Origin of the sequence: Streptomyces sp. NPDC058246 (assembly GCF_042881985.1) — a bacterium.
In the GTDB taxonomy this organism is placed as follows: Bacteria; Actinomycetota; Actinomycetes; order Streptomycetales; family Streptomycetaceae; genus Streptomyces.
Map to the genome: position 1 here is coordinate 121,872 of NZ_JBHVWZ010000015.1, position 19,539 is coordinate 141,410.

Consider the following 19,539-nt stretch of genomic DNA (forward strand, 5'->3'; position numbering starts at 1 on the left):
GAAACCGGGCAGTTACGGGGATCCGGCCCCGGAACCGCTTCCGGCAGCGCTGTCCGGCTCCGGACCTGCTTCCGGCAGCGGTATCCGGTCCCGGGCCTGCGCCTCGGCGCGCGTGATCGGGCGGAAGCTGGTGTGCTGGTACGGGGGGCGTCGTGGGCCGTCGTCGGTCGCCGTCGGGCGGTCCTTCCCGTTCCCCGGAGAGATCCTCATGAGCACTTATCGAGTCGCGCAGGTGGCCGCCGCCGGCGGTCCGTTCGAGATCGTCCAGCGTGAGGTGCCGCAGCCGGGCCCCCGTCACGTACGAGTGGCTGTGGACGCCTGCGGTATCTGCCACAGCGACGCCCTGTTCGTCGACGCCCTGATGCCGGGCGTTCGGTTCCCGGTGGTTCCCGGGCATGAGATCGCCGGGCACATCGAGGAGCTCGGCGAGGACATGGAGGACAGGGGCTGGCAGGTCGGCGACCGGGTGGCGGTGGGCTGGTTCGGCGGCAGCTGCGGGCACTGCACGCCCTGTCGGCAGGGCGACTTCATCGTGTGCGACAACCTGAAGGTCCCGGGATGGGCGTACGACGGCGGTTTCGCCGATTCGGTCATCGCACCCGCCGACGCCCTCGCCCGGATCCCCGACGCGCTGGCGGCGCCCGACGCGGCGCCTCTGGCCTGCGCGGGGGTGACCATGTTCAACGGGCTGCGGCGCAGCTCCGCCATGCCGGGCGATCTGATCGCCGTACTCGGCATCGGGGGCCTTGGCCACCTGGGGGTGAAGTACGCGGTCGCGATGGGCTTCGAGACCGTGGCGATCGCCCGGGGAGCCGAGAAGGCCGATTTCGCCAAGCAGCTCGGCGCGCACCACTACATCGACAGCACGGCGGACACCCCCGTCGCGGACGCGCTGCAGTCCCTCGGCGGCGCCAACGTCGTCCTGGCCACGGCCGCCAACTCCGACGCCATCACGGCGACCGTGGACGGGCTCTCCCACCGCGGCGAGCTGGTGGTCATCGGCGCGGACGCCAACCCCTTGGGGATCAGCCCGAACGAGCTGCTCCTGAAGGGAAGGATCGTCCGCGGGCACCCCGCCGGCACCGCGCAGGACGTGCAGGACACCATGGCGTTCAGCGCCCTGCACGGGATCCGGCCGATGATCGAGACCGTGCCGCTGGACCAGGCCGACGAGGCGTACCGGAAGATGATGTCCGGCGCCGCCCGCTTCCGGATGGTGCTGACCAGCGGCTGACGTGGCGCAACCGCCCTGTTCTTCCCCTTCCCCGCGCGAGGGCGGGAAGGGGAAGTCGAACTCCTCCAGCGGATCCCTAGGCAGCGGGTCCGAAGGCACACCAGCGGGGGCGTCGAGGCGGGACTGACGTGACGGAACCGGAGATCGGCGACACGCCGGAGATCGACTACACGGCGGTGTTCCGGGCTCTCCCGGGTGCGGTGGCGCTGCTGACCCGGCAGCTGCTGTACGCGGACGCCAACGACGAGTTCCTGCGCATGCTGGGCCGTACCCGTGAGCAAGTGGTCGGCCGCCCTCTGAACGACCAGGTCCCCGACCGCCCGAACGACCCCGCCGCGGCGGTCCTGCGCCACCTGGAGGCGGCCCTGAGCAAGGTGGCGGAAACCGGTGAGCGCGACGCGGCGCTCCAGCGCTACGAGATCGCGGCCCCCGACCGACCCGGGGCGTCGGACGAGCAGTACTGGAGCCTGATCAACGTCCCCGTCTTCGGTCCGGACGGGCGGGTTGCGCTGCTGCTGCACCGGGTGGAGGACGTCACCGAACTCATGCGCGCCCGCGAGGTCGCGCTGAGCCTTCAAGAGGCGATGCTGCCCGCTCCCCGCCCGGTCGGCCGCCATCGAGCGGCTGTCCGCTACCGGCCCGCCGTGGGAGCGCTGAACGTGTGCGGCGACTGGTACGAGCTGCTGGACCTGCCCGGCGGCCGCATCGCGGTCGCCATCGGCGACGTGGTCGGCAAGGGACTCACGGCGGCCTGCGTCATGGGGCAACTGCGCAGTGCGCTCAGCGCCGTGTCCCGGGTCGTCGACGGCCCCGCCCGGGCCCTGGAAGTCCTCGACCTGTACGCCCGCTCCGTCGACGGCGCCGAGAACACCACCGCGGCCGAGACGTTCATCGACTGGGAGACCCGCACCATCGCCTACAGCAGCGCCGGACACCCGCCCCCGGTCCTTCTGACGGGCGGCACGGTCGTGTTCCTGGACCAGGCGACCGACCCTCCGCTCGGCGCCCGCCCCGAAAACGGCCCCCGGCCCCAGGCCACCGCGCCCTTCACCGAGGGCGCCCTTCTCGTGCTGTACACCGACGGACTGATCGAACGCCGCGGCGAGGACATCGACACCGGTCTCGCGCGGCTCGCCGGCTCTCTGACCCGCCACCGGGCTGCCGACCCGGACACCCTCGCCGATGCCCTGCTGGCCGACCTGCTCCCGCCCGACGGCGCCACCGACGACACGGCCCTGGTCATCGTGCGCCTGTGACCGCGCCTGCCGCGCCTCCGTCACCGACGCCTACCGACTCCAGCCGACGCCTACCGACGACAGGAGAAACCCTGTCGATCAAGGTCGGCAGACGCGCTGTGCGAGGTCCTGCCAGCCCTGTGCGATCCGCTCCTCGGTCTGGGGGGTGGCTTCGGTGAGGTCGGACGCCGACAGATAGAGCAGGAGGGGACCGTCCAGGGCGGCGGTGAGCTGGACGGCGAGGACGTCGAGGTCGGCGGTGCCGAGGGGGAGCTGCCCGAGCAGCATGCGGATGTGCGTCCGGGAGAAGGGTGTCTCCGATCCGGCCGGTACGGGCTGGCTGCCGTCCAGTGCGGCGCGGGCGATCTCGCGGTGTCCCCTCAGGAAGCCGACGCGGGCCCGGCCGTAGGTTCGGCCTCCGAAGCCCTCCTGCGACGCGCACTCACCACGAAAACACCATGACAGCCACAGCGGGGTCGACATCCACAGGCGCCGACGTCGTCGCCGTCCTCGCGGTGCCCGAGGGGCCGCGCGGCCACGGTCCACCGCGTGAGCGAGGCGCGGCGCCCCGGCCCGCTGGCCTCACTCCGAGCCGTGCCGCCCGGCATCGAAGCCCGCATCAGGGGTAATTGCCCTTACTCAGAGAGCGGTTACTCAGAGAGCGGTTGACATCGGGAGGATCGCATGGTCCGTACGGCGTTGCGCATGCGTGCCGCGAAAACCGGACGTCGGACATCGCCACCCCCTCGGGAGGCGAAGGCACTTCCCCTTCCCGTCCGGCTGCTGGCCATGCTGTTCGCCTTCGCGGCCATGGTGGCCTTCGCCGCCGCGCTGGCCCGGCTGACGCTGGAGCCGTCCCCGGCGTCGGAGGCACTGGTCCACAGCAACCTCCACCCCGGTCGGTCCCTGCACGCCTATCTCTCCCAGCCCGAGCTGCGCGACGCCGTCAAACAGATCGGCGGAAACCTTCTGCTCGGCGTCCCCTTCGGCGTGCTGCTGCCCGTACTCGCCCCGAAGACCCGGGGAATCCTGCGTGTTCTCGCCATCACCGCCACGGTCATGCTGCTGGTCGAGCTGGTCCAGGGAGCGCTGATCACCGGGCGCGCCTTCGACATCGACGACGTCATCCTCAACACGGCCGGGGCCCTGGTGGGTTATCTGCTGCTGGGGCGCCGGCTCGGCCGGGTGGTGCACCCGCGCGACCGTCGCCGTAACCGACGTGGCGGCGGGGCGAAGGCCTGAGCCGCGGTCGCGACGAACCGGCTCGGCAGACCGAACAGATGGTCCGGACCAGACTCTTGACACCCCCTTAGCTCACTTCTTAAATCAAGAGGCGAAGCATGTACCCCCACCCACCCCCCACCTCGGTCGGCCCACCCGTCTCCTGGGTCGCCGTACGGAAGAGAGAGTCATGGTCTCCCCACGCCTGCTCCGAAGATGTCTCTTCGCCGCGCTGTCCGCCGTGCTCGTCGCGTCCGCCGCTGTTGGTCCCGTCCACGCGGGCCCCGCGGCGGCTGCCGCGGCCGTGACGTTCCAGGACAACTTCGACGGCGCCGCCGGTTCGGCCGTCGACTCGTCCAAGTGGCAGATCGAGACCGGCGACAACGTCAACAACCATGAGCGGCAGTACTACACGTCCGGCAACAAGAACGCGGCGCTGGACGGCCAGGGCCATCTGGTGATCACCGCCCGCAAGGAGAATCCGGCCAACTACCAGTGCTGGTACGGAACGTGCCAGTACACCTCGGCCCGGCTGAACACCTCCGGGAAGTTCACCTCGACGTACGGCCATGTCGAGGCCCGGATGAAGATTCCGCGCGGACAGGGCATGTGGCCCGCGTTCTGGATGCTCGGCAACGACATCGGGCAGGTCGGCTGGCCGAACTCCGGTGAGATAGACGTCATGGAGAACGTCGGCTACGAGCCGTCGACCGTGCACGGCACGATCCACGGTCCCGGGTACTCCGGCTCGGGCGGCATCGGCGCCGGGTACACCCTGCCGAACGGCCAGGCCTTCGCGGACGCCTTCCACACCTTCGCGGTTGACTGGGCACCCAACTCGATCAAGTGGTCCGTGGACGGCACGGTGTACCAGACGCGCACGCCCGCGGATCTGGGCGGCAACACCTGGGTGTTCAACAAGCCGTTCTTCCTGATACTCAACCTCGCGGTCGGCGGCTACTGGCCGGGCGACCCCGACGGCTCCACCTCTTTCCCGCAGCAACTCGTCGTGGACTCGGTGACGGTGTCGACCAGCGACAGCTCGGGCGGCACCGGCGCTCCGATCACGGGGCTCGCGGGCAAGTGCGTGGACGTGGCCGGGGCGAACTCCGCGAACGGCACGCCCGTACAGCTCTACGACTGCAACGGCTCCGGCGCCCAGCAGTGGACGGTCGGCTCCGACGGCACGATCCGCGCGCTGGGCAAGTGCCTCGACGTCACCGGCAACGGCACGGCGGACGGCTCGACCGTCCAGTTGTGGGACTGCACGGGCGGCCCCAATCAGAAGTGGGCGGTCAGCTCGGCCCACGACATCGTGAACCCCCAGGCCAACAAGTGCCTGGACGTCACGGGCAACAACTCGGCCAACGGCACACGGCTGCAGATCTGGACGTGCAACGGGACCACCGCCCAGAAGTGGACGGTGGGCTGAGCCGCGAGAAAACCGCTCGGGCGGGCGGACGGAGGGTCCGGCGGGATGTCCCGCCGGGCCCTCCGTGTTGGTCGGTCCGTGGCAGTCCGTGCGTGGCTGTCGGTGCCTGGCAGTCGGTCCGTGGCAGTCCGTGCACGGCTGTCGGTGCCTGGCAGTCGGTGGGCAGTCGGTGCGTGGCTCTCGGTCCTACGGTTCTCGTTCGCGACCGTCCGCCCGCGGCCCCCACCGCGGGCGGACGGAACCGGTTGGCCGGGGGCGGCCGGTCAGCAGCCCATGGCCCAGGTGTGCGAGTCGCCGCGGTCGTTGGCCACGGCGTTGTAGCCGGCCTCCTCGCCCGGGCCGAGGCAGATGGTCATGGCTCCGCCCTGCCAGGCGTCCTCATAGACCTTGACGTGGTCCTTGACGCCCGGTCCCGAGATGCCGTGGTTGGCCCAGGAGGAGTCGGTGTCGGCGATCCAGCTCTCCCACCAGCCGTCGTCCCCCGACCAGTTGGCGCGCTGACCGTCGAAGTTGGCGTTCTCCCAGACACAGAAGTTGCCGCTTGGACAGTCCGCCGCGCCGGACGGCGTGGCGAGTGCGAGACCGCCCCCGAGGGCGAGGAGGGCCGCTGCGGCGGAGGTGACGAGGCGCTTGGTGATCACGAGGAGGTACTGCCTTTCTCTGGGTTCTCCGGGACGGTCCGCTCGGCGTACAGGGCCGCCGCACGGTGCAGTGCGCGGGTGCGCAGCCGCTCATAGGTGGTCAGCTGGTCGCGCCGGTCGGCGCGGACCTGGGCCAGCAGCGCCGGCTCCAGTCGGGCGCGGAGCCCGGCGAGGCCGCTCCGGCGCGCACAGCGTGCCGAGACGGCGGGGTCGGGGCGTACGGGCCGGGTGCCGTGCGCCGGGGTGGCGCAGCGGGTCCAACGCGCGGTCGCGGCGCGGTAGTCGGGGTCACGTTTCATTCGGTGTTGGACCTCGGCCCCCAGGTTGTTCACCACGACCCGGGCACGGAACCAGCGGCCCTGGTCCCCGTACAACTCCCGCTGCGCGGCGGCCAGACAGCCGTCGGTGTGGGCGGTGACGGTGTAGCCGGTGGGCAGGGTGACGGAGAGTTCGGGACGGCCGCGGCCGAAGAGGGCGGCTTGGAGCCGACGGTCCGCCTCGGCCGAGGCGGACCGCTCGTCCGACGGGGGCTTGCCGGATGGGCGCTCGTCGGGTGGGCGCTCGTCGGGTGGGCGCTTTTCCGGCGGGTGCCGCAGGGTCAGGCCCTGGCGGGCCAGGCACCGCTCGACGAGCACCCGCTGGGCGGTGTCGATGAGGTCGTCCTTGCCGCGCTCGGTGGTGGGCAACGCCAGGGCGCGCCGTTCATCGGTGGTCGTCTTCGTCGCCTTCGGCGTCATGGCGCATCCGGTCAGAGCCGGCGCTCCCAGTAGGCCCAGCAGCGCCAGCACGGCCGGCGCGGTGGCGCGCAGCGCGCGGAACAGTCGCACGCCTCAGCCGATCTCGCAGCCCATCGTCGTATCGGCGACGCCGTCGAGCCGGGCGCCCCAGGGCCAGTTGTCGGCCAGGTCGTGCGCGCGGATCAGCCGGTAGTAACAGGTGCCGCGGCCCCAGTCGATCGCGTACACCGCGGTGTCGGCGTTGGAGCGGAAGGAGGCGGCCTTGTCGTGCAGGAACTCCGGCACGTCCGTGTAGCCGGGTGGGGTGTAGCACCAGGAGGTGCCGTGCTGTCCGGCGCCGGTCCAGAAGCACACGTCTCCGGCCAGTGGCGCGCCGGCGGCGGTGGCGGGGGAAGCGCCCAGGAAGGAGGTGGCGGCAGCCAGGGCGGTGGCGGCGAGGGCGGCTGCGGGCACGGCGAAGCCACGGAACATGACGACTCCCGTCGGGAAGCGGACCGCCGGGGCGGAGGCGATCACCCGGCGAGATCAACGTGCCCTGGCGGGAGCGAGCGCATACGCGGTTCCCACCGAGTGATGATCTTTGCTGAGGTGCGGGGGCATTCATCGCCGCGCAGCTCACTCCGGCGCGAAACCCGCAGGTCCGCGCGCTCCCACCGCCTTAGCCGGGCCCTCCCGAGTCGCCCCAGACCGCATCCGCACCGCAGCCGGGCAGATCCCGAATCGCCCAGGCCGCCACCACACCTCAGCCGGGCAGATCCAGAATCACCCAGGCCGCCACCGCGCCGCGCCACACAGAAGCCGAGGACTCCCGCTCCAACAGCCGGGCGCTCCTGAATCGCGCCCGGAGACCCCCGGCCTCCCCGCAGCGCACTCCCGAGTCGCCTCGCGGACATTCCCGCACCCCGGCACACCGGCCCCCGAGTCGCCGCCGGGGCTGCGCTGCTGCCGCCGAGCGGCGTCCACGCGCGGTCGGGTCCTAGGGTCGTCCTGCGCCTTTCACGCGACGCCCCCGGCCCGCGTCAGTGCGGCTTCCAGGTGAGCTTGTCGCCGCCCACCCAGCGGACCACTTCCGGGTCGTCGAGGTCGTGGACCGTGATGCCGTACGCCGCGGCGGTCTCCAGGACGTCGGTGATCGCTCTGGCCGCGCCGACCACCTCTCCGTCGATCTCCATGATGCGGAAGGGCGGCGTGCCCGGCTGTACCCCGAGCACCATGATCCGCGGGTTGGAGATGTGGGGGCTCGCGATTTCGGTCATACAGGAAGCGTAGAGCGGTTCGCTCGGGTCAGCCGGGGAGCGGTTCGAGCGCCCATGCCCCCACGGCCCTCGTGCCGCCGGACTGCCGGAATCGGTGTATTCGCCCAGGCGGGTGAGGGGGCCGGGACTCCGTCGCCGCGGGGCCGCCCGTCCGCCGTGCGGGCCGCCGACGGCTGGGCAACGCTGGAGGGAGCCGGAACGAGGAGGTGCCGATGGACCCCGTAGAGGCCCTGGACCGGATCGCGTTCCTGCTGGAGCGGGCGCTGGCCCCCACGTATCGCGTACGCGCCTTCCGCACCGCGGAGGCCGTGTTGGCCGCGCTGCCTCCCGACGAGGTGGCCGAGCGCGCCGCCAACGGGTCACTGGAGTCGCTCAAGGGCATCGGGCCCAAGACGGCGCAGGTCGTGCGGGAGGCGCTGGCCGGTGAGGTGCCCGGCTATCTGGAGAAGCTGGAACGGGAGGCCGGGGCACCGCTCGCGGAAGGGGGTGAGCGGCTGCGGGATCTGCTGCGCGGCGACTGCCATCTGCACTCCGACTGGTCGGACGGCGGCAGCCCGATCGAGGACATGGGGCGGACCGCGGCGCGGCTCGGGCATGAGTGGGCGGTGCTCACGGACCACTCGCCGCGGCTGACGGTGGCGCGCGGACTGTCGCCCGAGCGGTTGCGCGAGCAGCTGGCCGTGGTGGCGGAACTCAACGAGCGGTGGGCCCCGTTCCGGCTGCTCACCGGCATCGAGTGCGACATCCTCGACGACGGATCGCTCGACCAGGAGCCGGAGTTGCTCGACCGGTTGGACGTCGTGGTCGTGTCCGTGCACTCCAAGCTGCGCATGGACGCGAGGTCGATGACCCGCCGGATGGTCGCCGCCGTACGCAATCCGCTGGCGGACGTGCTCGGACACTGCACCGGCCGCCTGATCGGCGGGCGCGGCCGGCCCGAGTCGGCGTTCGACGCTGACGCAGTCTTCGCGGCCTGCGCGGAGTCCGGGACGGCCGTGGAGATCAACAGCCGTCCCGAGCGGCTGGACCCGCCGCGCCGGCTGCTGCGCCGGGCGGTCGACGCCGGTGTCCTGTTCTCCGTGGACACCGACGCGCACGCCCCCGGCCAGCTCGAGTGGCAGATCCTCGGCTGCGCGCGGGCCGAGGAGTGCGGGGTGCCCGCCGAGCGCGTGATCACCACGTGGACCGCGGAGGAGCTGCTGGCCTGGACGGGGAACCGGGAGACACCGGCGCGGGTGAACGGCGTCTGAGGAGGTACTAGTGCGGTGCGCGAGGCAAACACTCGCGCGGCACGCGGCACGCGGCACGCGGCACGCGGCACGCGGCACGCGGCACGAGTGCGGGTGAAACGAAAGCTCGAGACGACCGCGGGCGAAACGAGAACGCGGTACACGAGACGAGCACGGAGGGAACCAAGGCTCGACACGAGCACGGACGGAACGAGAACGCGGTACACGAGACGAGCACGGATGGAACCAAAGCTCGGCACGCGAAACGAGTGCGGATGGAACGAGAGAGTGGAGAACTCATGCAGCGGGCAGCCGTGTTCGACGTCGACGGCACCCTGGTCGACACCAATCATCTCCATGTGACCACATGGTGGGAGGCCTTCCGGCAGGCCGGTCACCAGATTCCGATGCATGACATCCACCATGCGGTGGGGCTGGGTTCCGAGGACCTGATCGCCCACCTGCTGGGCAAGGACCGGGACCCCGACGAGATCGACACACTCCGGCATGCCCACACCGCCCTCTACGGCACGTACTTCGACCGCCTTCCCGCCCTCCAGGACGCCGGGCGGCTGCTGCGGCGCCTCGACCACGACGGCTGGACCGTCGTGCTCGCCACCTCGGCCGGCGGCCCCGAACTGGGCGCGCTGCGCCGTGCGATCGGCGCCGACGACGTCATCGCGGCCACGGCGAGCGCCGACGACGTCGAGGAGGGCAAGCCCGCGCCGGATCCCGTCGCGCACGCCCTGGAGCTGGCCGGTGCCCCGCCCGAGCGCGCCGTGTTCGTCGGCGACACCGTGTGGGACATGCGCGCGGGCACCCGGGCCGGGGTGACCTGCGTCGGCCTGCTGTCCGGCGGCATCCCACGGGCCGAGCTGGAGGAGGCCGGCGCCCGCGCGATCTACCGCGACCCGGCCCATCTCCTCGCCCTGCTCCCCGACAGCCCTTTCGCAGCGGACGCGTGAGCCGGGCGGCGATCTGCCTCGCGAGAGCGAGAACGGGCCCGTCCGGCTGCCTGGCCGAATCCCCGGACGCCGTGATCGGCGGGCGGCACAATGGCGGCGACGGTCCGATGCCGCTGCGGCGGCCGCGTGCGCCCGGGCAGGTCCGGTGGGTGCGCAGAGAGGGGAAGACGTGAGTGAGAGCCAGCGCCCGTCCGGTGGATCCGCGCGGCTGAACACCGGCGTGGCGCACAACGCGCGGGTCTGGAACTACTGGATCGGCGGCAAGGACCACTACCAGGTCGACCAGGCCGTCGGTGACCAGGTCGCCTCGATGTTCCCGGTGATCAGGGACGTGGCCCGCGCGGACCGCGACTTCCTGGGCCGGGCGGTCCGTCATCTGACCGCCGAGTGCGGAGTACGGCAGTTCCTGGACATCGGCACCGGGCTGCCGACCCTGGACAACACCCACGAGATCGCCCAGCGGATCGCACCCGAGTCGCGGATCGTCTACGTCGACAACGACCCCATCGTGCTCGTCCACGCCCGCTCCCTGCTGACCAGCACGCCCGAGGGAACCACCGACTACATCGACGCCGACGTGCACCGCCCGGACAGCATCATCGAGGGCGCCACCGCGACCCTCGACCTCGACCGCCCCGTGGCGGTCATGATGCTGGGCATCCTGAACTTCGTGCTCGACACCGGGCAGGCCCAGGACATCGTGCGCCGAGTCATGGCCGCGGTGCCCTCCGGCAGCTATCTCGCCCTGACCCATCCCACCACCGACGCCGACCTGGGCGGCGAGGGCAATGTCGAGGCCATGAAGTTCTGGAACGAGAACGCGACCCCGCCGATCACCGCCCGCGGCCGTGCGGAGATCGACGCGTTCTTCGACGGTCTGGATCTCATCCCACCGGGCCTCGTCTCGTGCTCGCAGTGGCGTGCCGGGACCGCCGCTCCCGCCGCGGTTCCGCAGTTCGGCGCCCTCGCGGTCAAACCCTGAGCGGTCGGTCCGGCGGACGCGCCGATTCTGTGAGTCGCCGGTGACATACGTCACCGCACGTGCGCGGGTCCGAAGGAGTCCGAGGGAGTCCGAGGGAGTCCGAGGGAGTCCGAGGGAACATCCACCGATAGTTTCCCGTTGAATCAGACGTGGGTGCGGATGGAACAGTGTCCCCGGGCCTCATCCTCCGCCCACAGGGACGATCGTTCGGCTGAAGCCCTGTGGAGCCCTTCGCCAGGAGGCGACCGCCATCCGTGCCCACCATGGACGACCCCGGCCGCGATTCCCCCGTCCGGTCGGGGTCTTTTTCCTGCCCGAAGCCGGTCACCCGACCGGTTCCGAGTCCGCGGTCGGCTGCCCGCCCCGTGTCAGCCCGCCGCCGCCCACCCGGCCGGCGGCGTCCGCTTGACTTGGAGTCCGCTCCAATTCGTAGCGTGCGAGACATGACCACTGCACAGCACAAGATCGGTTCGGGTTTCGGTGCCCGGAGCACCGCCGACGACGTCCTTCAGGGCATCGACCTCTCCGGAAAGCTCGCGCTCGTCACGGGCGGCTACTCGGGCCTCGGCCTGGAGGCCACGCGCTCGCTCACCAAGGCGGGCGCCCGTGTCCTCGTTCCCGCACGGCGCCCGGCCGTCGCCCGGGAGGCGCTGGAGGGCGTCGACGGGGTCGAGGTGGACGAACTCGACCTCGGCGACCTGGAGAGCGTGCGCGCCTTCGCCGAGCGGTTCCTCGCCTCGGACCGCCTCCTCGACATCGTCATCGACAACGCCGGGATCATGGCCTGCCCGGAGACGCGGGTCGGCCCGGGCTGGGAGGCCCAGTTCGCGACCAACCACCTCGGCCACTACGCGCTGGTGAACCGGCTCTGGCCGGCGATCGAGCCGGGCGGTGCGCGCGTCGTCGCCGTGTCGTCCGCCGGTCACCACTTCTCCGGAATCCGCTGGGACGACGTGCACTGGCGGCACGGCTACGACAAGTGGGAGGCGTACGGTCAGGCGAAGACGGCGAACGTGCTGTTCGCCGTGCACCTCGACCGGCTCGGCCGGGACTCCGGTGTACGGGCCTTCTCCCTGCACCCCGGTGGCATCCTCACCCCGCTCCAGCGGCACCTGGCCAAGGAGGAGATGGTTGAGCGGGGCTGGATCGACGAGAACGGCGAACCGCTGAACCCCGAGGGCTTCAAGACGCCCGAACAGGGTGCGGCGACCGAGGTGTGGGCCGCGACCTCGCCCCAGCTGGCCGGCCTGGGCGGGGTGTACTGCGAGGACTGCGACATCGCCGAGCCCGCTCCCGCGGACGGCACCCGGGTCGGCGTACGCGACTACGCGATCGACCCGGGGCAGGCCGCACGTCTGTGGGAGCTGTCGGCGGAGCTGACCGGGGTGAACGCGTTCGCGTGACCTTCGCGGGACGTCAGCCGCGGGCCATGAACTCCCGCAGATCCGTGAGGAGTTGCTCGGCGTGCGTGGCGAACAGGCCGTGGCCCGCGTTCTGGTAGACCTTGAGGGTGCTGTCGGGCAGCAGCTCCGCCGCCCGACGGCCGGTCAGCTCCAGCGGTGCGGACACGTCGTGCGTGCCGTGCACGACCAGGGCCGGCAGGTCGAGCTTCGGCAGTTCGGGTGCGACGTTGAGGGCGGCCACCACGTCTCCCAGGGCCGCCCCGGCGCGCGCGGTCGCGCCGTGGCAGCGGTTGATCGCCGACAGGACGTAGGCCGGGGAGAGGTCGTTCCCGGGAAGGCCGAGGGCGAAGAACGCCTCGGCTCCGTCCGCGAAGAAGGCGGCCCGGTCCCGGCGGAAGACCGCGTTGCCGGCCTCGATGACGGCCGGGTCGACACCGCCGGGATGGTCCGCGGACCGGGCCGGCCCCGGCGCCATGCCCGCGACGAGCGCCACCCTCGCCACCCGCTCGGCGCCGTGCCGGGTCAGGCAGCGCACGATTTCCGCGGTCCCTATGGAGTGCCCCACCAGCGTGACGTCCCGCAGGTCGAGGTGGCGCAGCAGTCCGTCGACGTCGTCGGCGAGGCTGTCGAGGTCGAATCCGCCCCACACGTCGTCGGACCGGCCGTGGCCGCGCCGGTCGAAGCCGACGCACCGGTATCCCTCCGCGGCGAGCGGCAGCATCTGGAACTCCCACATCTCCGTCCCGAAGTAGGAGCTGTTGACGAACACGACCACCGGGCCCGTGGCCGGACCGTAGTCGACGAAGTGCAGCCGGGTGCCATCGACGGGGCTCTCGAAGTACGGCATGGGATCCTCCCGGAATCCGGTGACGGGGCGAGTGGTACGCCCTTCATGGTTCCGGAGCGCGGGGAGCGGGTCGATTACCTCGGACGTCATGCCGGCCGCCGAGGACCTCGTCGGCCGTCGTCACGCCGGCCGACGGAAGACCGGGCCCCTCAGTGCGGCGCCCGCTCCTCCAAGGCCGTCCGCCACGCCGGAGACCGGCCCTCGCTCACCGGTTCGGCGCGCCTGCCGCCCCGGGCGAAGAAGTCGGCGAGCGGCAGGATCGCGGCGCCGACCGTGACGGCGTCCGGACCGAGTCTGCCGAGGTCGATCGAGACACGCTCGGCGGGATAGCGCAGGGCGTACGAGGCGGCGTACCGGCGTACGGCGGGCAGGAAGCGGGTGCCGAGCTGGAGGCCCGCCCAGCCGCCGATGAGGATGCGCTCGGGCTGAAAGAGGTTGATCAGGTCGGAGAGGCCCGCGCCCAGGTACTCGGCGGTCTCCTCCAGGACGGCGAGCGCCACCGGATCCGGTTCGCCGTCGGGGGCGTCCTCGGGCGGGTAGGCGGCGGCGAGCATCGCGGTGAGCGCGGTCTCCTCGTCGGTGCCCTCCGGAGGGCGTCCGCCCTCCTCGCGCCAGCGGTCGAGGAGCGCCTCCGCGCCCGCGTAGGCCTCCAGACAGCCCAGGGCCCCGCAGCGGCAGCGACGCCCCCTGACCCGTACCGTCAGATGACCCCATTCCACGGACCGGCCGTTCTCCACCTCCTCCGTGACCAGGCAGGCGCCGACACCGGAGCCGAAGAGGACGACGACGGCGTTGCGGGCGCCGCGGCCGGCGCCGAACCACATCTCGGCCTGGCCGAGGGTGCGGGCGCCGTTGTCCGCGAAGAAGGGGACGGTGTCGGGGAGTTCGCAGGTGGAGCGGAGCAGGGATTCGAGCGGGACGGCGTCCCAGCCGATCGTCTGGCCGTGCACGACCGCGCCGAGTTCCTTGGTGCGGTCGACGATGCCGGGGACGCCGATGCCGACGCCCAGGAGCCGCTCGGGAGCGATGTCCGCCTCGCGCAGGACCTCGGCGATCCCGTCGCGGATGTGGCCGACGATGACGTCGACGTCGTACTCCTGGCGCTGCGAGGGCCGGTCGGCGTCGTAGATCTGGCGTTCCAACGGGCGCTCGGTGCGGGCGAGTTCGGTGAGGGTCAGGTCGAACAGCTCGACGCGGACGCGGGTTTCGCCGACGTCGACGCCGATCATGTGGCCGCTGCCGGGTGCGACGCGCAGCAGGGTGCGCGGGCGGCCGCCGTCGGAGTCGACGCTGCCGGCCTCCTCGACCAGTCCGTCGGCGACGAGTTCGGCGACCACGTTGCTGATGGATCCGGAACTCAGTCCGGTGGCCGGCCCCAGTTCGTAGCGGCTCATCGGCCCGTCGAAATACAACCGTTGCAGCACGGCGGTGCGATTGCCCCGCCGCAGGTCACGCACTGTCCGCCCGTTCCGCCCCGCCATGTCAGTCCCTCCCGGCCTGCCCGACCTGCAAGATACCCCTGCGCGATCCCTTGACGCGACTTTCTTCCGAGGCTTAACTCACGTCCTAAATTAAGCCATGATGGTCGTTCGGGAAGTGAACGCACTCCCGAACGGCTCTCCTCTGGAAAGGGACGCCTGAGCCATGCGCAGAATCCGAGCCGCGGCCGCCGGTGCGGTCACTGTATCCCTGCTGACCGCCGTGACCGCCTGTGGTGGCGGCTCGTCGACGGGGGGCGGGTCCAACGACTCGCCGAAGACGCTCACCTACTGGGCCTCGAACCAGGGCGCCAGCATCGAGGTCGACAAGAAGGTCCTCCAGCCCGAACTCGACAAGTTCGAGAAGGACACCGGGATCAAGGTGAAGCTGGAGGTCGTGCCCTGGTCGGATCTGCTCAACCGGATCCTCACCGCGACCACCTCGGGTCAGGGCCCCGACGTCCTCAACATAGGAAACACCTGGAGCGCCTCGCTCCAGGCCACGGGGGCGCTGCTGCCGTGGGACGCGAAGAACTTCGACAAGATCGGCGGCAAGGACCGCTTCGTCGACTCGGCGCTCGGCTCGACGGGCGCGCAGGGCAAGGACCCGGCCGCGGTGCCGCTGTACTCGATGGCCTACGCCCTCTACTACAACAAGAAGCTGTTCGCCGACGCGGGCATCTCGAAGCCGCCGGCCACCTGGGACGAGCTGATCGCCGACGGCAAGAAGCTCTCCAAGAACGGCAAGTGGGGCCTGGGCGCGGAGGGTTCGAACCCGTCGGAGAACATCCACCACACCTTCGTCTTCGCCAAGCAGCACGGCGCCGACTTCTTCACCGCCGACGGCAAGCCGGACTTCACCAACGACGGTGTCGTGTCCGCGGTGAAGCAGTACGTCGACCTGATGGCCAAGGACAAGATCATCGCCCCGGGCAACGCCGAGTACGCGCAGAACCAGTCGGTGAGCGACTTCGCCAAGGGCAAGAACGCCATGCTGCTGTGGCAGTCCGCGTCCGCCAACCTCAAGTCGCAGGGCATGAGCGAGGACGCCTACGGCATCGCCCCGGTGCCCGTGCAGTCCGGCACTCCGGGGACGGGCACCAACGTCAACTCGATGGTCGCGGGCATCAACCTGGCCGTCTTCAAGAACACCAAGAACCTCGACGGCGCCACGAAGTTCGTGAAGTTCATGACCGGCGATGCGGAGCAGAAGATCCTCAACACGGCGTACAGCTCGATCCCGCCGGTCAAGACCGCGCAGTCGGACGCCGCCTTCACCTCCCCGGCGACCGCCGTCCTCAAGGACACCCTCGCCAAGAGCGCCGCCGCGCTTCCCCAGGTCGCCGACGAGTCGCAGTTCGAGACGGCGGTCGGTACGGCGGTCAAGAACCTGTTCGCCGCCGCGGCCGACGGACGCGCGGTGACCACGGCGTCGGTGAAGGCCGAGCTCGAGAAGGCCCAGCAGCAGATGCCGAAGAAGTGAGTGCAGAGACCGTCATGACCACCACGACCGCCTCCGCCGAATCCGGCGAGCGGACGGTGCGCAAGGACTCCCCCGGGGCGGCGCGCGGCTCGCGCCGCCCCGGGCGGATCAAGCGCATCGGACTGCCCTACCTCCTGCTCCTGCCCGCCCTGGTCCTCGAACTCCTGGTCCACCTGGTGCCGATGGTGATCGGCATCGTGATGAGCTTCAAGGAGCTCACGCAGTTCTACATCCGCGACTGGGGCACCGCGCCCTGGTCCGGTTTCGACAACTACAAGGTGTCGGTGGACTTCAGCGCCCCCGTCGGCAAGGCGCTTCTCCACTCCTTCTTCGTCACCATCGGCTTCACCCTGCTGTCGGTCGGCCTGTGCTGGCTGATCGGCACGGCGGCCGCGATCTACATGCAGGACACCTTCCGCGGCCGGGGCCTGCTGCGCGCCCTGTTCCTCATCCCGTACGCCCTGCCCGTGTACGCGGCGGTCATCACCTGGGTGTTCATGTTCCAGCACGACAACGGCCTGGTGAACCACGTCCTGCACGACCAGCTGCACCTCACCGACAAGCAGTCCTTCTGGCTGATCGGCGACAACAGCTTCTACGCGCTGCTCACGGTCTCCGTGTGGAAGGGCTGGCCGTTCGCCTTCCTCATCGTCATGGCCGGGCTGCAGAACATCCCTGGCGAGCTGTACGAGGCGGCCGCCCTGGACGGGGCCGGTATGTGGCAGCGGATCCGCCGCATCACGCTGCCGTCGCTGCGGCCGGTCAACCAGGTGCTGGTGCTGGTGCTGTTCCTGTGGACGTTCAACGACTTCAACACGCCGTACGTGCTGTTCGGCAAGACGGCTCCGGAGGCCGCGGACCTCATCTCGGTCCACATCTACCAGGCGTCGTTCGTCACCTGGAACTTCGGCACCGGCTCCGCGATGTCCGTCCTGCTGCTGCTCTTCCTGCTCGTGGTGACGGGCGTCTACCTGCTGCTGACCTCCCGAGGAAGGAAGACGGCCGATGTCTAGCACCTCCACGGCGTCCCGCTTCTCCCGAGCCTCCGCGACGCCCCGCTCGCCGATGGCCCCACCGCGGTCCTTCCTCTGGTCCCGGCGGATCTTCCTCACCCTGCTCGCCGGCTTCGTCCTGGTGCCCGTCTACGTCATGGTCTCCAGCTCCCTGAAGCCGCTCGCCGACGTCACGGGGAAGTTCCGCTGGCTGCCGAGCAGCCTGACGTTCCGCCCCTACATCGACATCTGGTCGACGATCCCGCTCGCGCGGTACTTCGTGAACTCGCTGATCGTGGCGGGCGCGGCGACGGCCTGCTCGGTGGTGATCGCGGTCTTCTCCGCGTACGCCGTCAGCCGCTACAACTTCCGCGGCAAGCGCGTCTTCACGGTCACCGTGCTGTCGACGCAGATGTTCCCGGGCATCCTCTTCCTGCTGCCGCTCTTCCTCCTGTACGTCAACATCGGCAACGCCACCGGCATCGCCCTGTTCGGCTCGCGCGGCGGGCTGATCCTGACGTATCTCACCTTCTCGCTGCCGTTCTCGATCTGGATGCTGATCGGGTACTTCGACTCGGTGCCGCGCGATCTGGACGAGGCGGCGCTGGTGGACGGCTGCGGGCCGCTCGGCGCGCTGTTCCGGGTCGTCGTGCCGGCCGCGATCCCGGGCATCGTGGCGGTCGCCGTGTACGCCTTCATGACCGCCTGGGGCGAGGTGCTGTTCGCGTCGGTGATGACCAACGACGCCACCCGCACGCTCGCCGTCGGACTCCAGGGCTACTCCACGCTCAACAACGTGTACTGGAACCAGATCATGGCCGCCTCGCTCGTCGTGAGCGTTCCCGTGGTCGCGGGCTTCCTGCTCCTCCAGCGCTATCTCGTCGCCGGGCTGACGGCCGGAGCCGTCAAGTGACCCACACCCCCCATTCCGAAGGGACTTCCGTGACCATCGACCTCGCCGCCCTCCCGCAGGACTTCCTGTGGGGCACGGCCACATCGGCGTACCAGATCGAGGGGGCCGTGGCGGAGGACGGCCGTTCGCCGTCGATCTGGGACACCTTCTCGCACACCCCCGGCAAGATCGACAACGGCGACGACGGGGACCTCGCCTGCGACCACTACCACCGCTGGCGCGAGGACATCGGGCTCATGCGGCAACTGGGCACCAACGCCTACCGGTTGTCCATCGCCTGGCCGCGCGTGGTGCCCGGCGGCGACGGCCCGGTCAACGCCAAGGGGCTCGACTTCTACGACGCGCTGATCGACGCCCTGCTGGAGGCGGGCATCACGCCGTCCGTCACCCTGTACCACTGGGACCTGCCGCAGGTGCTCCAGGACCGGGGCGGCTGGCCGGTCCGCGACACCGCGCTGCACTTCGCCTCCTACGCGGCGGCCGTCGCGGAGCGTCTCGGGGACCGCGTCCAGCACTGGACCACGCTCAACGAGCCGCTGTGCTCGGCCTGGATCGGCCATCTGGAAGGCCGGATGGCTCCGGGCTGGACGGACCTCACGGCCGCGGTGCGCACCTCGTACCACCTGCTCCTGGGCCATGGCCTGGCCACTCAGGCGATCCGCGCGGCGGTGCCCGGCGCCCAGGTCGGCATCGTCAACAACCTGTCCGCCATCGAGGCCGCCACCGACCGGCCCGAGGACGTCGCGGCGGCCCGCCGGCTGGACGGGCACACCAACCGCTGGTGGCTCGACCCGGTGCACGGCCGCGGCTTCCCCGCGGACATGCGCGAGGTGTACGGAGTCGAACTCCCGGAGCTCCCCGGCGACTTGGAGACGATCGCCGAACCGCTGGACTGGCTGGGCCTCAACTACTACTTCCCGTCCACGGTCGCCGACGACCCCACCGGACCGGCCCCGCACGTGCGCACGGTGCGCCGTCTCGGCGTGCCCCGCACCGGAATGGACTGGGAGGTCGAGGCCGCCGGCATCGAGCGCCTGCTGCTCCGCCTGACGGAGGACTACGGCGCCCGCAAGCTGTACGTCACGGAGAACGGCTCGGCCTATCCCGATGTCGTGCGCCCCGACGGGACGGTCGACGACCCCGAGCGTACGCAGTACCTGGAGCAGCACCTCGCGGCGTGCGTGTCGGCGGTCCGCAAGGGCGTCCCGCTGGCCGGCTACTTCGCCTGGTCCCTGCTCGACAACTTCGAGTGGGCGTACGGCTACGACAAGCGGTTCGGGCTCGTGCACGTCGACTACAAGACGCAGAAGCGCACGATCAAGGGGAGTGGGCACCGGTACGCGGACATCATCCGTGCGCATGGCGGGAGGGGGCGCAGCGCGGCCTGAGCGCGGCCGCGGCACGGCCTGGGCGAGTGCGCCGAGGACAGCGAACCGTTCGGGGCGACCGCCTCGCCTGTGGGCCCACTTTGCCGGGTGGGCCCACAGGCCT

The 19,539-nt window shown here is 70.9% G+C and carries 19 protein-coding genes; 12 read left to right on the forward strand and 7 right to left on the reverse strand.

What is annotated here, in order from left to right; all coding sequences use genetic code 11:
- The first annotated feature begins 208 nt into the window (after positions 1-208).
- Positions 209-1,234 carry an alcohol dehydrogenase gene (locus tag ACFVXA_RS22665; protein WP_389935869.1) on the forward strand — a complete coding sequence of 342 codons (1,026 nt, stop codon included), beginning with the start codon at positions 209-211 and terminating at the stop codon, positions 1,232-1,234.
- A gap of 128 nt (positions 1,235-1,362) precedes the next feature.
- Complete coding sequence (locus ACFVXA_RS22670; RefSeq protein ID WP_389753618.1) at positions 1,363-2,490, forward strand: PP2C family protein-serine/threonine phosphatase; 1,128 nt, start codon at positions 1,363-1,365, stop codon at positions 2,488-2,490.
- A 78-nt stretch (positions 2,491-2,568) separates the two neighbouring features.
- On the opposite strand, the gene ACFVXA_RS22675 is transcribed toward ACFVXA_RS22670, so the two are convergent.
- Entirely contained in the window at positions 2,569-2,952 is a 384-nt protein-coding gene (locus tag ACFVXA_RS22675; protein ID WP_390026216.1) for a hypothetical protein, read from the reverse strand.
- 222 nt (positions 2,953-3,174) lie between these two features.
- Between ACFVXA_RS22675 and ACFVXA_RS22680 the strand changes: the two genes are divergently transcribed.
- Positions 3,175-3,711: a VanZ family protein gene (locus tag ACFVXA_RS22680; protein WP_362023782.1), complete on the forward strand. Its 537-nt coding sequence runs from the start codon at positions 3,175-3,177 to the stop codon at positions 3,709-3,711.
- A gap of 169 nt (positions 3,712-3,880) precedes the next feature.
- The gene (locus ACFVXA_RS22685; RefSeq protein ID WP_362023779.1) at positions 3,881-5,122 is read left to right on the forward strand and encodes a ricin-type beta-trefoil lectin domain protein; all 1,242 of its coding nucleotides are present in this window, start codon (positions 3,881-3,883) and stop codon (positions 5,120-5,122) included.
- 263 nt (positions 5,123-5,385) lie between these two features.
- On the opposite strand, the gene ACFVXA_RS22690 is transcribed toward ACFVXA_RS22685, so the two are convergent.
- The 4 genes from ACFVXA_RS22690 to ACFVXA_RS22705 all read right to left on the reverse strand — a co-directional run bounded on the left by ACFVXA_RS22690 (position 5,386) and on the right by ACFVXA_RS22705 (position 7,756).
- Positions 5,386-5,763: a peptidase inhibitor family I36 protein gene (locus ACFVXA_RS22690; protein ID WP_362023776.1), complete on the reverse strand. Its 378-nt coding sequence runs from the start codon at positions 5,761-5,763 to the stop codon at positions 5,386-5,388.
- On the reverse strand, positions 5,760-6,590 hold the full coding sequence (locus tag ACFVXA_RS22695) for a hypothetical protein (RefSeq protein WP_389469025.1): 831 nt from the start codon (positions 6,588-6,590) through the stop codon (positions 5,760-5,762). Before ACFVXA_RS22695 ends, ACFVXA_RS22690 begins: the two co-directional genes overlap by 4 nt.
- A gap of 3 nt (positions 6,591-6,593) precedes the next feature.
- Positions 6,594-7,016, reverse strand: a complete 423-nt coding sequence (locus ACFVXA_RS22700) for a hypothetical protein (RefSeq protein ID WP_383740862.1) — start codon at positions 7,014-7,016, stop codon at positions 6,594-6,596.
- Between the two features lie 503 nt (positions 7,017-7,519).
- A complete protein-coding gene (locus ACFVXA_RS22705) occupies positions 7,520-7,756 on the reverse strand; it encodes a hypothetical protein (RefSeq protein WP_362023768.1) in 237 nt (78 codons plus the stop codon).
- Positions 7,757-7,968: 212 nt separating this feature from the next.
- On the opposite strand from ACFVXA_RS22705, the gene ACFVXA_RS22710 reads away from it, so the two are divergent.
- From ACFVXA_RS22710 to ACFVXA_RS22725, 4 genes are all read left to right on the forward strand, one after another.
- Positions 7,969-9,006, forward strand: coding sequence for a PHP domain-containing protein (locus ACFVXA_RS22710; protein WP_390026218.1), 1,038 nt, complete (start codon positions 7,969-7,971; stop codon positions 9,004-9,006).
- Between the two features lie 278 nt (positions 9,007-9,284).
- Positions 9,285-9,950 (forward strand): HAD family hydrolase, encoded by a 666-nt coding sequence (locus ACFVXA_RS22715; protein ID WP_384398533.1) that lies wholly within the window; start codon positions 9,285-9,287, stop codon positions 9,948-9,950.
- 169 nt (positions 9,951-10,119) lie between these two features.
- Positions 10,120-10,932: an SAM-dependent methyltransferase gene (locus tag ACFVXA_RS22720; RefSeq protein WP_383740870.1), complete on the forward strand. Its 813-nt coding sequence runs from the start codon at positions 10,120-10,122 to the stop codon at positions 10,930-10,932.
- Between the two features lie 443 nt (positions 10,933-11,375).
- Positions 11,376-12,335 carry an SDR family NAD(P)-dependent oxidoreductase gene (locus tag ACFVXA_RS22725; RefSeq protein ID WP_362023758.1) on the forward strand — a complete coding sequence of 320 codons (960 nt, stop codon included), beginning with the start codon at positions 11,376-11,378 and terminating at the stop codon, positions 12,333-12,335.
- Between the two features lie 13 nt (positions 12,336-12,348).
- On the opposite strand, the gene ACFVXA_RS22730 is transcribed toward ACFVXA_RS22725, so the two are convergent.
- Both ACFVXA_RS22730 and ACFVXA_RS22735 read right to left on the reverse strand, forming a co-directional pair.
- Complete coding sequence (locus ACFVXA_RS22730) at positions 12,349-13,182, reverse strand: alpha/beta fold hydrolase (RefSeq protein WP_383905588.1); 834 nt, start codon at positions 13,180-13,182, stop codon at positions 12,349-12,351.
- A gap of 149 nt (positions 13,183-13,331) precedes the next feature.
- Positions 13,332-14,663: an ROK family protein gene (locus tag ACFVXA_RS22735; RefSeq protein ID WP_383905591.1), complete on the reverse strand. Its 1,332-nt coding sequence runs from the start codon at positions 14,661-14,663 to the stop codon at positions 13,332-13,334.
- 163 nt (positions 14,664-14,826) lie between these two features.
- Between ACFVXA_RS22735 and ACFVXA_RS22740 the strand changes: the two genes are divergently transcribed.
- The 4 genes from ACFVXA_RS22740 to ACFVXA_RS22755 are packed head-to-tail and all read left to right on the forward strand — an operon-like array spanning position 14,827 to position 19,436.
- Positions 14,827-16,143, forward strand: a complete 1,317-nt coding sequence (locus tag ACFVXA_RS22740) for a sugar ABC transporter substrate-binding protein (RefSeq protein ID WP_362023749.1) — start codon at positions 14,827-14,829, stop codon at positions 16,141-16,143.
- A gap of 14 nt (positions 16,144-16,157) precedes the next feature.
- Positions 16,158-17,156 carry a sugar ABC transporter permease gene (locus tag ACFVXA_RS22745; RefSeq protein WP_362023747.1) on the forward strand — a complete coding sequence of 333 codons (999 nt, stop codon included), beginning with the start codon at positions 16,158-16,160 and terminating at the stop codon, positions 17,154-17,156.
- 52 nt (positions 17,157-17,208) lie between these two features.
- Complete coding sequence (locus tag ACFVXA_RS22750; RefSeq protein ID WP_362024086.1) at positions 17,209-18,048, forward strand: carbohydrate ABC transporter permease; 840 nt, start codon at positions 17,209-17,211, stop codon at positions 18,046-18,048.
- 29 nt (positions 18,049-18,077) lie between these two features.
- The gene (locus ACFVXA_RS22755) at positions 18,078-19,436 is read left to right on the forward strand and encodes a GH1 family beta-glucosidase (protein WP_389747574.1); all 1,359 of its coding nucleotides are present in this window, start codon (positions 18,078-18,080) and stop codon (positions 19,434-19,436) included.
- The last annotated feature ends 103 nt before the right edge of the window (positions 19,437-19,539 follow it).